Source organism: Bacteroides sp. K03 (assembly GCF_019734355.1).
GTDB lineage: Bacteria > Bacteroidota > Bacteroidia > Bacteroidales > Bacteroidaceae > Bacteroides > Bacteroides nordii.
In genome coordinates this window covers 94,709-106,508 of sequence record NZ_JAASHC010000009.1, presented here as the reverse complement: position 1 = coordinate 106,508, position 11,800 = coordinate 94,709, and the positions used below count along the sequence as shown (strand labels likewise).

Below are 11,800 nucleotides of genomic sequence, written 5' to 3'. Positions count from 1 at the left end.
ATTAATATAAAGAGTTCCTGTACTTGCTGCAAAATTAAATAAAAAAGAGTGATAATGGTAGAAAGGGAATTTAAAAAGTATACGATTTTATGACATATATGTTTATTCCTCTGTCTTTCGGGTCTTTAAGTACACTAATGTCATAAAAATATATACTGATAATCTAATTGGAGTCATAGTTTTGTGACGTCTAATTAGAATAACAATAGGTATAGTATAAAGGGGTAAAAAAGATTGTTGCTGGGATAACAATTCTGTAATAAGGCGGGTATAATGATTACTCGTTTTTGAATTTAAATTAATGTACAGGTTTAATGACATGAAGAACATTCTTTTCTTTTTCGGTTTTATTTCGTTGATAACTTGTCGACTTTCGGCACAAGAGTTAAAATCACCGGATTGCAATTGATAGCGGATTTGCCATCAGCTTATTCGAAATAACGGATAACAAACAGAAGAAATGAATTATTTAATGAATATCAATACAATTAATTTGTAAAGTAAATATGAAGACAGGATATTTTTTAGTAGGCTTGTTATGTGCTGCTTCTTTGGTAGGTTGTGTCCACAAAGAACAGGTAAGTATGAATCCTAATTTAGCCAAAGCACAGGAAACATTAGATTCTATCTATCAATGTTATTCACGGCCGGGTGTTAACCTGTTGCGGGAGAATTACCCTTTTGATGAGCAAAGCAATGTTACCTATTTAGCATCAGAAGAGCAGGCAAATCTACCTAACCAGTATTCTTATCTTTGGCCTTACTCCGGCATGTTCTCTGCGGTAAATGCGATGTATGAGGCAAGTGGTAAAAAAGAATATAAGGAATTACTGGATGAAAGGGTTTTGCCCGGGCTGGAAGAGTATTTTGATATAAAAAGAGAGCCGCACGCTTATTCGTCTTATATCCGTACCTCTTCTCCTTCAGATCGGTTTTATGATGACAATGTATGGTTGGGTATTGACTTTACGGACATTTATCAAATGACCCAAGAGGCTACATACCTTGAGAAAGCTCAGTTGATATGGAGGTTTATCCTGAGCGGAATGGATGATCAGCTGGGTGGAGGTATCTATTGGTGCGAGCAGAAAAAAGAAGCTAAACATACGTGCTCCAATGCACCGGGAGCTGTTTTGGCATTGAAACTTTTTAAAGCAACGAAAGACAGTATCTACTATACGCAGGGAAAAGAATTGTATGAATGGACGAAAGCCCATTTGCAGGACTCTACAGATTATCTCTATTTTGATAACATTCGTCTTGATGGCAAGATAGGAAGAGCGAAGTATGCATACAACAGCGGACAAATGATGCAGGCTGCCGCTTTGCTTTATCAGTTGACCGGACAACCGGAGTATCTGGCTGATGCGCAGAATATTGCTAAAGAATGCTATAATTATTTCTTTATGGACTTTACACCTGCTACCGGTGAATCTTTCAAGCTACTGAAAAAAGGAGATATCTGGTTCAGTGCTGTCATGCTGAGAGGTTTTATCGAACTCTACCAACAAGATCAAAATAGAACGTATCTGGATGCATTTAATAAAAGTCTGGAATATGCTTGGAATAATGCCCGCGATGATAAGGGGTTGTTTAGCGTAGATTTGAGTGGAAACGACAAAGATGATAAAAAGTGGTTGCTGACACAGGCCGCTATGGTAGAAATGTATGGTCGGCTCGCTGGTATTAAAGAATTGATTAACTAAAATATAAAGACGAATGAAAAAGAAAAACATCAGTTTGTGTGCTATCACAGCCGCTCTATTTTTCGGAAACCATGTAAATGCAGCCGACTTTGTTGTAGCAAAAGACAATACAGTTGTAATCAACCAGGCTTGTCTGGCGGCCGCTTATAAGAGTAACCGGCCGGAGATGAAGAAGAGATTGTTTACCTCTAAAGCGGTAGAGGCCGAAATTGTGCGGGTTAAGAAGTTGTTGACTAATCAGAAATTGTCCTGGATGTTTGAAAACTGTTTCCCGAATACACTTGAAACGACTGTACATTACCGTACGACGGATGGTAAACCAGACACTTTTGTATATACGGGAGATATTCATGCTATGTGGTTGCGTGATTCCGGGGCACAGGTTTGGCCTTATATACAGTTGGTAAACAAAGATCCGGAACTGAAGAAAATGCTTGAAGGAGTCATTCGTCGGCAGTTTAAGTGTATCATTATTGATCCGTATGCAAATGCTTTTAATGATGGAGCGAAAGGGGGCGAATGGATGAGCGACCTGACGGATATGAAACCGGAACTCCATGAGCGTAAATGGGAAATTGATTCTCTTTGTTATCCGCTTCGATTGGCTTATCAGTACTGGAAAGAGACAGGAGATGCCAGTATTTTTGATAACGAATGGATACAGGCCATTACCAATATTCTGAGAACATTTAAGGAACAGCAGCGTAAGGATAAAGTGGACTATTACAAGTTCCAGCGTAAAACGGAGCGTGCGCTCGATACGCTGAATAATAATGGTTTGGGAGCTCCTGTAAATCCGGTAGGATTGATAGTCTCTTCTTTCCGTCCGTCGGATGATGCTACAACACTGCAATTTCTTGTCCCTTCAAACTTTTTTGCCGTATCTTCACTTAGAAAAGCTGCAGAGATATTGACAGCAGTAAATCAGAGAACTGATTTGGCTCAGCAATGTACGGATCTTGCGCAGGAAGTGGAAGGTGCACTGAAGAAATACGCAACCTATAATCATCCTAAATACGGAACAATTTATGCTTTTGAAGTAGATGGTTTTGGAAATCAGCTGTTGATGGATGATGCGAATGTACCCAGTCTGATAGCTATGCCTTATCTGGGCGATATGGATGTGAATGACCCGATCTATCAGAATACGCGTCGTTTTGTATGGAGCAAAGACAATCCGTATTTCTTCAAAGGAAAAGCCGGAGAAGGTATCGGAGGGCCACATATCGGTTATGATATGATCTGGCCGATGAGTATTATGATGAAAGCTTTCACAAGCCAGAATGACGAAGAGATAAAGACTTGTGTGAAGATGCTTATGGATACGGATGCAGGTACAGGGTTTATGCATGAATCCTTCCATAAAGATGATCCGGCCAATTTTACCCGTGCCTGGTTTGCATGGCAAAATACACTGTTTGGTGAATTGATATTGAAATTGGTTAATGAGGGGAAAGTTGATTTATTGAACAGCATACAATAAGTGATATTGAAGAAAGGTGAACAGCTGAAAGTCGATGTCTTTTGGCTGTTCGCTTTTTGTATCTATTGAAAGGCATAAACTAATAATAGTAGGAAAGAACATGAAATCTCAGAAAATTATAGCATTGTTTTTAATCATCCTGGCTCCTTTGGGAGTGTCGGCACAGAAGTGGTATACTTCTGATATTGATGGCAAGGTGGATGATATTCTAAAGAAAATGACAGTGGAAGAAAAGCTGTCTTATATAGGAGGAGTTGATTGGATGTATACAAGGAATATCGATCGTTTGGGTATACATCGTATGAAAATGTCTGACGGACCACAGGGGCTGGGCACTCATGGGCAATCTACTGCTTATCCGGCTACGGTATTACTGGCTGCTACCTGGAATGAAGAACTTGCTTATGAATATGGAAAGTCTTTGGGACGCGACTGCAATGCCAGAGGTATAAATGTTGTGTTGGGGCCGGCGGTAAATATATACCGTGCTCCTATGTGTTGAGTATATGGGTGAGGATTCTTATCTGGTAGCACGTACCTCTGCCGGACCGTGAGATGGACCGGTGTGGTACGCTCGGATATAACAGGAGAGTATGAATTTTCTGTAGGCGGCGATGATGGTTATCGCCTGTATCTTGATAATGAACTGGTTGCTGATCAATGGGGTGTAGGTAGTTTCCGCAACTCTTCTGTAACGAAAACGTTGGAAGCAGGTAAGAAGTACGACATTCGCTTTGAATACTTTCAGGAAGGTGGAGGTGCCGCAGTTGCCTTAATCTGGGGGCATAAAGGTGAAAAGAAGGATGCTTTTGTAGATCAGCTGAATCGTGCAGATATGGTGATTGCTTGCTTCGGGCATAGTTCGGACACAGAAGGCGAAGGTGCTGACCGTACTTTTGCATTGCCTGATGCCGATGCTAAAATGATTGCAAGGACACTGAAATGTAAGAAACCGGTAGTCGGAGTAGTCAATGCAGGTGGTAATGTAGAGATGCAGGCATGGGAACCCGGATTGAAAGGTCTGCTATGGGGATGGTACGCCGGACAGGAAGGCGGTACGGCGGTAGCTGATGTGCTGTTTGGTAATGTAAATCCTTCTGGCAAACTACCAATGACTTTTGAGAAACGCTGGGAAGACAATCCGGTATATAATAGCTATTATGACCCGGATGGTGATAAACATGTTGCATATACGGAAGGTATTTTTGTAGGGTATCGTGGTTATGATAAGTTGCAGCGTGAAGTACAGTATCCTTTTGGTTACGGTCTGTCTTATACGGATTTCTGTCTTTCCAACTTGTCTGTTTCTGAACCTTTGGCAGATGGATCGGTAGAAGTAACCTGCAAACTTTCCAATACGGGGAAACGTGATGGAGCACAGGTGGTACAGCTATATCTTGGAAAAGAAGGAGGCATTGTAGAACGTCCGGAGAAGGAATTGAAGCAATTTAAGAAGGTGTTTCTGAAAGCGGGCGAATCGGCAACGGTGAAGATGATGGTTACTAAAGATGCTTTCATGTATTATGATGTTGCTGCCAAAAGGTTCTTACAGGATAAAGGGAACTATAATGTGATGGTTGGTTTCTCTTCACGTGATATCGTTTCGCGGGGAAGTATCCGTATTCTTTGATGCATATACGTATCGAGGTTACCAATTATCCTCTCATCGCACCTCTTATTCATTAAACTGAGTTTTAGAAAGAGGTACGATGAGAGGTGTTTTTTTAATTTGAGCAGTGCTTATTTGTTATTTAGGGTGACTCCCGGCCAGTCGTCAGTGCGGAAAGGAGAAGCTGGCAGTCCTGTTTTATTATACAGATTACATTCCGGATTATTAGCCCAGGCATAACGTACAGCTACAGGATAGGGCACTTTTTCCGAGGAAACAATCACTTTGTTATCTACAATTCGGGCCGTAGCCGGATAGAATTTGTGATCAACACCTGCAATGGTGAATCCTTTTAATTCTTCTCCTTTAGCGATTAATTGCCCATCAGTATGTTTGAAAGTGACTTCGATTTCATTGTTTTTTAAGCACATATGACTGTACTGTGGTCCGGAGTAGCTGTTTTTCTTGTCGTATGCCTGATTTAATGCAATTAACGAAAGTCGGCGTCCTACTTCTTGCTTATTCTTAGGATGAATGTCATTCGCATCCCCTATATCGATGGTAACAGCCATTCCCGTATTCTCTAATGCCAGTGTCTGAGCCTGAGCTTCACGGAGTTCAGCCCATGCTGATTCTTCCGGCTTATCTGCACGTTGCATGAAGTTTGCTAATTGTACAAAGTAGAAAGGGAAGTCTTTGTTCCATTGACTGCGCCAATCCCGAATCATTAAAGGAAACAGATCACGATATTGATAAGCACGGCTTGCGTTAGCTTCTCCCTGGTACCAGATAACTCCCTTCATTTCAAATGGAATTAATGGACGCAACATTCCGTTAAACAGTACAGCAGGGTAGTATTGGCAGGTCTGGAATGACAAAGGTTGCCGTGGCACTTCATTTCTATTGAGAATGCTGATACGTTGTTTCCACTCTCCTGCCAAAGATATTTTTTTCTTGCCATTGGTAACATAAAGCATAGAAGGATCTCCGGGGATTCCACTGTTTCCACCCGTATCACCTAAGTGGATTGTTAGTACATTCTTTCCTTTTCTCAATAAATCACGTGGCACTGTGTAATGACGTACAGTGCCTATGCCATAGGTACGTCCTATTTCTTGTCCATTGAAGAAGGTAATATCATTATCGTCAATTTGGTTTAACTCTATTTTTAAATCACGTTTCAGCCATTCATCCGATAGTTCTATTTCGCGGCGTAACCACATGAAACCTTCGAATTTCGGATTTACCTGTTCTTCAATAAATCCCGGTAATTGTATTGTTCCCCATGAATCGTCGTTGTAATCAATTGCTGCCCATTTGGCTTGTCTGCCCTCATATCCCGGATCTTTCTTTCTGACTCCTGTTTCCCATTCATCCATCATCTGATTGTATGTTGCCATCGCTTCGGGCATATTTTCTTCTGCTTTCCGAAGAAGCGTTACTTCGTTATGAAAATCGGACATTAAATTTAGGGTACCTGTACTGGTCCAGCTTTCGGCTGGTGTTCCTCCCCAGGTAACATCAATGACTCCCACCGGAACGTTTAACTTTTGATTTAGTTCTCGGGCAAAGAAATAAGCGATTGCAGAAAAATCTTCTACTGTTTGCGGAGAGCAGTTCTGCCATCCCCCCATAGTACTTTCTCCTGCTGTGAGTGGGATAGGACTCACGGTCTTTTTCACTTGATATAAGCGAATATTAGGATGGTTGGCATTATCAATTTCCTGTTGGAAGTTTTGCACTTTACCCCAGCCTTTAACGGGCATTTCCATATTGGATTGTCCGGAGCAGATCCATACCTCTCCAATCATCACATTGGATAATTTTATTTCTTTTCCATCCGAGATACTGATATTATATGGCCCTCCGGCCTTAGGGGTTGGAATTTCAACTTTCCAGTTCCCTTCTGCATCGGTGAAAACTGTATATGTTTTTCCATCCCATGAAGGAATCACTTTTATTTTCTTTCCTTTGTCGGCCTGACCCCATATCGGGACTTGTGTTTGTTGTTGTAATACCATGTTGTCGGAGAATACTGCCGGTAAGACAGGCTTGGCGTTAATACTCCAGCAGAAGGACATTGCTACAAGAGATAATGCTGTTATTTTCTTCATGTTAGATCTATTAAATAAATTTGTTTTTTTTGTTATTGTTGATACAAAGATAGGAAATATAAGTTATTTATTTAACTTATTTTCCTATCTCTTGCTTGATTTTAAGATATTTTTACTCTTTAACAAGCTTCAAAGAACAACGAGTATTTTCTGTACTGACTTGTACTAAATAAATCCCTTTTTCCATATTGCTTATATCGAATTTATTGCTAAAAAATTCTCGTTCTATCTTTCCTGACAAATTGAATATTTTTGCGTCTCTGATTTTTTCAGAATCAGTTCCTTCTATGCAGCAGTACCCTTTTGTAGGATTGGGAGATAGATACAACGGTTTTTCGGAGGTAGTAAGGGGATTTATACCAGATGGAAACGAAAAATGCAAAAGCCTTTATTTCTGCCAAATCTTCCAGCGAGTATGCAAAAATCAATGGTATCGGAGAGATTGCTTTATCTGATGGTCTGAACGAACTGAATATAGAGGTTGTTTCGGAAGACGGAAAAAACAAACAGACCTATACCGTTATGCTCTACAATACGGCGAACTTGCTGAGTATAGCTTCTGCTGACGGTAAGGGCAAACGTATTATCAATATTGACAGTTACAGCGGAATGACAGGGGCTCATGAAAATCCTTTCAGAATGCTGAGAGGCTGGAAAGTGAATCTAAGTGGTGACAATACAATGAAATGGCGGACGTACTTTAATGAAGAATGGAAAAGAGTTCGATAACACTGCTTCTTCTTATTGGGATCACGAACGTTATCAGAATGCTTTAAAGTACAATCCGGATATCGTTGTTATCAAATTGGGAACAAATGATGCGAAACATATTAATTGGGATAATATTAAAAATGAATATGTGGGCGATTACATAGCGCTTGTAAATTCATTTAAAGCCCTTTCCAGCCAACCGAAAATCTATATCTGTTATCCTCTTCCTTTGTTTGGACCGAATAACTGGATTAATGATGATAAGGTAATGACTGAGGATATGATGCCTATGATTGATCAGGTTGCCAAGAAACCGGTGTAACGATTATAGATTGTCACTCTCCGTTTGAAGGGAAGGCTTATCTGACAGGTGATAAAATCCATCCGAATGATAAAGGCTATGTTCTTTTAGCTAATATTATTGCACGCAGTATCGCTCCGGAGGCAGATATACCGGCTCTTCCGGAAGATCTGTTTTTGCAGATTGCCGAATATGATAAAAGTGATTCCGGGATAGTAACAGAAACCTCTGTTAGCGGAATAGACACAACCCCTTTGTGGGACAATAATGCAAAAACAGTTCTTGAGACTCCGTTCCCGGATCAGCAGGAATGCTGGTTCTCAGTGGAAATGCCTCGTCCGGTTGGCTTGAAAGCATATGCTATTACATCGGGTAAAGATGCTTCTAAAGCTCCCATGTCCTGGAAACTGGAAGGTCGTACGAAAACATCAACTATATGGAGAGCTGTCGACAAGCAGGTAGGGATCACATTTGGTGCTAATGAAACAAAGATTTTTGACGAAAAAGTTAGTTTCTCTGCATATGACTATTTCCGTTTATCGGTGACAGCAGTGAATGGTAGTAATAGTTTGGCTATTGCAGAACTCCAGTTGTTTGGTTGTGACAAACCGTTATGTAGCTCTTTGATGGATAAGACAAACGGAGGTATGCTGAGTGCTCAGTTTAATACACTTCCTCACGAGGGATATGGTAATCTGGGTGATGGCAACATAAGTACTAAGTTTTGTACGGATGTGCCTACGGGCAATAGTATCTGGATACAGTATGATTTACCCGAAGCAGTAAAGATCGGAGGTTACTCTTTGATTTCGGCTAATGATTCTCCTGATCGTGATCCTTCCGAATGGACCCTGTATGGTTCCGCAGATGGTAAAAAATGGGACAAACTGGATGCGAGAAAGAACCAATTGTTTTTGGGACGTTATACAATGCTGGAATATCCGGTACTATCCGGACAGGCATATAAAAGCTTTAAACTCAATGTGACAGGGAAAACCGGATTGTTTCAGCTTGCTGAGTGGCAGTTGTTTAAAGCGTCGGATGGAGTAGGTATTGAAAATACTATTGTATCGGACTTTACGATTCGGACAGGTAACAGCCACTTGTTAATAGAATCTCATGCCACGGTTACAGGGTATTATGAGTTTTATTCCATCTCCGGGCAGTGTATAACCAAGGGAAAGGTAGAAACCGGAGCAACAGCAAGCATCGATTTATTGCCGGGAACTTATCTGGTAACCTTGACTACCGGAGGACAAAAAGAAATCCGGAAAGTAATTATCGGATATTAGAATATATTTCACCACAGAGGACACAGAGTTTTTTAGACATAAGAACAAAAGAACATATTATTTGCATAATCCGTCTTTATGCTCTAATCTCAGTTTTGTGTTCTTATGTCTAAAAAACTCTGTGTCCTCTGTGTCCTCTGTGGTGAACCCCAAAAGCGTAATTAAAAGACTTTTTCCTGCTTCAACACATACAAATCAGCAAGTGCTCCTGTGATGGGCTGTTTGTCTGCATCCAGCATTACTATCCGGCCTTCTTCCACCTTATAATAAGATTTATCTCCTTCTTTGGAAGTCGTAGTCAATATATTGCCTTCTATTACGAAAGTACCTGCTTCATCAAATTCCGCATCTTTTCTTTCCTGGTAAATATATTTCTGTGTATACGTATGATCCTTATTGAATACCAGAGTAACATCTATCCCCGGACAATCAGCTGCGGGAATTGTTCCTTTATATTCTCCAAAATAATCAAGTGAGGTTTCTGCATTGTGCATATCTGCTACCTGTGTAGTATCTACACTCATACTGTCGGCATTATTTGTTTTTTTACTGTTTGTACACCCTGTCATAATAAAAGCACAGAGTATTGCTGCAAAATAAAACTTCTTTCCCATACTGATTGTTATTTTTATTAAATGAACAACAAAGGTACAACTAAAAAGTTTAACTTTGCTCTAAACTAATATCAATCGTAAATCCTCATTTGTGATTTGCCAATTGTCATTTATCAATCGTAAATCGTAAATTATTAAATCGTAAATCCTCCATTTATGCTTATACTTTTATCCTGTGCCAAAACCATGAGTGATGTTTCGAAAGTGAAAGTCCCTTTTACCACTATACCTAATTTTCAGAAAGAAGCGGCAGAAGTTGCCTTAGAGATGTCGCAGTTTTCTGTAGAAGAGTTAGAGCATTTGTTGCGTGTGAATCCCAGGATTGCAGTCGAGAATTACAAACGTTATCAGGCTTTTCATTCAGAGGACACCCGTACGCTTCCGGCCCTGCTTGCCTATACAGGTATTGTTTTTAAGCGGTTGAATCCGAAAGATTTTTCAGAAGATGATTTTCGTTATGCACAGGAACATCTTCGGCTTACTTCATTTTGCTACGGTTTACTTCGTCCGTTAGATCTTATCCGTTTGTACCGTCTTGAAGGAGATGTAAGACTCCCTGAGCAAGGTGGTAAAACTCTGTTTTCTTATTGGCAGTCCCGGCTTACCGATTCATTTCTCAAAGAGATCAAAGCCACCGGAGGCGTGCTATGTAATCTGGCAAGTGATGAAATGCGTGGTTTGTTTGACTGGAAGCGTATAGAACAGGAAGTGACGATTGTTACTCCCGAATTTCATGTATGGAAGAATGGCAAACTTTCTACAATTGTAGTTTACACCAAAATGTCTCGTGGGGAGATGACGCGTTTTATTCTGAAAAACCGGATAGAATCTCCGCAGGATTTGAAAGCTTTTCACTGGGAAGGATTTGAGTTTAATGAACGATTATCAAACGAAAAAAAATTAATATTCACTAATGGAGCAACAGAATAAGTAATACATCATCATCATTTAATGATTATTTCGCGGGTTATTATTGAAACGCAGATTAACGCGAATGAACGCAGATTTTCTGTAAGAAATATTGTTTTCAAGTATAACTCAGTAATCTAATTCGCGAAAATCTGCGTTAATTTGCGTTTCAATAGATTCGTATCTATAGAGTATGCTAATATCCAATTGATTTTAAATAATGAATGTGTACCACGTTGTTTTTTGAGGATTACTAAAGAGAAGTGAAGTAGAAAAAACTATGTTTTTTGTGAGTTATATCTAATGAAAATGATAAAAAAGGATTTTTTGTGATTTATGTCTGATAAATAGTTATCTTTAATATTCACTAATGGAGCAACAGAATAAGATGAGTGAAGTAGAAAAAATGCGTAATGGGCAACTGGCTGATATGTCTGTGCCGGAAATGCAGGTACGTTTTGAGAAAGCTAAAAAGTTATTGGCCCGTATGCGTGGGTTGAGTACTTATGACGAGGAATATCGTCCTTTGCTCGAGGAGCTGATACCGGATATCCCTGTTACATCTGTTATTTGCCCGCCTTTTCACTGTGATCACGGTGATGGTATCCGGCTAGGCGAACATGTATTTGTCAATGCTAACTGTACTTTTCTGGATGGTGGATATATAACGATCGGAGCCCATACACTGGTAGGTCCTTGTGTGCAGATTTATACCCCTCATCATCCGGTGGATTATATAGAACGGCGTGAACCGAAGGAATATGCTTATCCGGTTACGATCGGTGAAGACTGCTGGATTGGTGGCGGCGTTGTTATCTGTCCCGGAGTGACGATTGGAGATCGTTGTATCATTGGAGCAGGAAGTGTAGTTACTAAAGATATACCGGCTGACAGTGTTGCCGTAGGTAATCCGGCACGGGTTCTAAAGAAAGTAAAATAACGGGGCAACCTATCGGGTTGTGAGAAATTAAAGAGGTGAAAAGGTGATTTATTATCTTTCCATCTCTTTTTGTGTATATTAGTGCAATCTTTTGAGAAAATACTTCAATTCTCTCTATAAA

General features: G+C 40.1%; 10 protein-coding genes and 1 pseudogene. 8 read left to right on the top strand and 3 right to left on the bottom strand.

The features are described 5' to 3' along the window. The first annotated feature begins 506 nt into the window (after positions 1–506). The 3 genes and pseudogenes from HCG69_RS08985 (at position 507) to HCG69_RS20845 (ending at position 4,819) form a co-directional block, all read left to right on the top strand. Positions 507–1,706 (top strand): glycoside hydrolase family 76 protein, encoded by a 1,200-nt coding sequence (locus tag HCG69_RS08985; RefSeq protein ID WP_221649771.1) that lies wholly within the window; start codon positions 507–509, stop codon positions 1,704–1,706. 13 nt (positions 1,707–1,719) lie between these two features. Next, on the top strand, positions 1,720–3,189 hold the full coding sequence (locus tag HCG69_RS08980) for a glycoside hydrolase family 125 protein (protein ID WP_221649770.1): 1,470 nt from the start codon (positions 1,720–1,722) through the stop codon (positions 3,187–3,189). 100 nt (positions 3,190–3,289) lie between these two features. Beyond that, positions 3,290–4,819, top strand: a pseudogene (locus HCG69_RS20845) (glycoside hydrolase family 3 C-terminal domain-containing protein). 110 nt (positions 4,820–4,929) lie between these two features. Here HCG69_RS20845 and HCG69_RS08970 read toward each other — a convergent pair. Together HCG69_RS08970 and HCG69_RS08965 are read right to left on the bottom strand one after the other, a co-directional pair. Beyond that, the gene (locus HCG69_RS08970) at positions 4,930–6,912 is read right to left on the bottom strand and encodes a sialate O-acetylesterase (RefSeq protein WP_221649769.1); all 1,983 of its coding nucleotides are present in this window, start codon (positions 6,910–6,912) and stop codon (positions 4,930–4,932) included. Positions 6,913–7,024: 112 nt separating this feature from the next. Next, positions 7,025–7,240 carry a T9SS type A sorting domain-containing protein gene (locus tag HCG69_RS08965; RefSeq protein ID WP_255585628.1) on the bottom strand — a complete coding sequence of 72 codons (216 nt, stop codon included), beginning with the start codon at positions 7,238–7,240 and terminating at the stop codon, positions 7,025–7,027. A 35-nt stretch (positions 7,241–7,275) separates the two neighbouring features. Between HCG69_RS08965 and HCG69_RS08960 the strand changes: the two genes are divergently transcribed. The 3 genes from HCG69_RS08960 to HCG69_RS08955 all read left to right on the top strand — a co-directional run bounded on the left by HCG69_RS08960 (position 7,276) and on the right by HCG69_RS08955 (position 9,216). Continuing rightward, on the top strand, positions 7,276–7,641 hold the full coding sequence (locus HCG69_RS08960; RefSeq protein ID WP_255585627.1) for a cadherin-like beta sandwich domain-containing protein: 366 nt from the start codon (positions 7,276–7,278) through the stop codon (positions 7,639–7,641). Beyond that, the gene (locus HCG69_RS20670) at positions 7,616–7,945 is read left to right on the top strand and encodes a GDSL-type esterase/lipase family protein (RefSeq protein WP_255585626.1); all 330 of its coding nucleotides are present in this window, start codon (positions 7,616–7,618) and stop codon (positions 7,943–7,945) included. The genes HCG69_RS08960 and HCG69_RS20670 overlap by 26 nt, the downstream gene beginning before the upstream one ends. A gap of 155 nt (positions 7,946–8,100) precedes the next feature. Further along, positions 8,101–9,216: a discoidin domain-containing protein gene (locus HCG69_RS08955; protein WP_255585625.1), complete on the top strand. Its 1,116-nt coding sequence runs from the start codon at positions 8,101–8,103 to the stop codon at positions 9,214–9,216. 161 nt (positions 9,217–9,377) lie between these two features. Here HCG69_RS08955 and HCG69_RS08950 read toward each other — a convergent pair whose 3' ends face one another. Next, positions 9,378–9,830 carry a copper resistance protein NlpE gene (locus HCG69_RS08950; protein ID WP_221649768.1) on the bottom strand — a complete coding sequence of 151 codons (453 nt, stop codon included), beginning with the start codon at positions 9,828–9,830 and terminating at the stop codon, positions 9,378–9,380. Positions 9,831–9,986: 156 nt separating this feature from the next. Between HCG69_RS08950 and yaaA the strand changes: the two genes are divergently transcribed. Continuing rightward, complete coding sequence (gene yaaA, locus HCG69_RS08945) at positions 9,987–10,760, top strand: peroxide stress protein YaaA (RefSeq protein WP_221649767.1); 774 nt, start codon at positions 9,987–9,989, stop codon at positions 10,758–10,760. Between the two features lie 367 nt (positions 10,761–11,127). Beyond that, a complete protein-coding gene (locus HCG69_RS08940) occupies positions 11,128–11,679 on the top strand; it encodes a sugar O-acetyltransferase (RefSeq protein WP_221649766.1) in 552 nt (183 codons plus the stop codon). The last annotated feature ends 121 nt before the right edge of the window (positions 11,680–11,800 follow it).

Excerpts from the sequence above, each read along its gene's own strand:
- HCG69_RS08985 (WP_221649771.1), top strand. The coding sequence starts at position 507 with ATGAAGACAGGATATTTTTTAGTAGGCTTGTTATGTGCTGCTTCTTTG.
- HCG69_RS08980 (WP_221649770.1), top strand. The coding sequence starts at position 1,720 with ATGAAAAAGAAAAACATCAGTTTGTGTGCTATCACAGCCGCTCTATTT.
- HCG69_RS08970 (WP_221649769.1), bottom strand. The coding sequence starts at position 6,912 with ATGAAGAAAATAACAGCATTATCTCTTGTAGCAATGTCCTTCTGCTGG.
- HCG69_RS08960 (WP_255585627.1), top strand. The coding sequence starts at position 7,276 with ATGGAAACGAAAAATGCAAAAGCCTTTATTTCTGCCAAATCTTCCAGC.
- HCG69_RS20670 (WP_255585626.1), top strand. The coding sequence starts at position 7,616 with ATGAAGAATGGAAAAGAGTTCGATAACACTGCTTCTTCTTATTGGGAT.
- HCG69_RS08950 (WP_221649768.1), bottom strand. The coding sequence starts at position 9,830 with ATGGGAAAGAAGTTTTATTTTGCAGCAATACTCTGTGCTTTTATTATG.
- yaaA (WP_221649767.1), top strand. The coding sequence starts at position 9,987 with ATGCTTATACTTTTATCCTGTGCCAAAACCATGAGTGATGTTTCGAAA.
- HCG69_RS08940 (WP_221649766.1), top strand. The coding sequence starts at position 11,128 with ATGAGTGAAGTAGAAAAAATGCGTAATGGGCAACTGGCTGATATGTCT.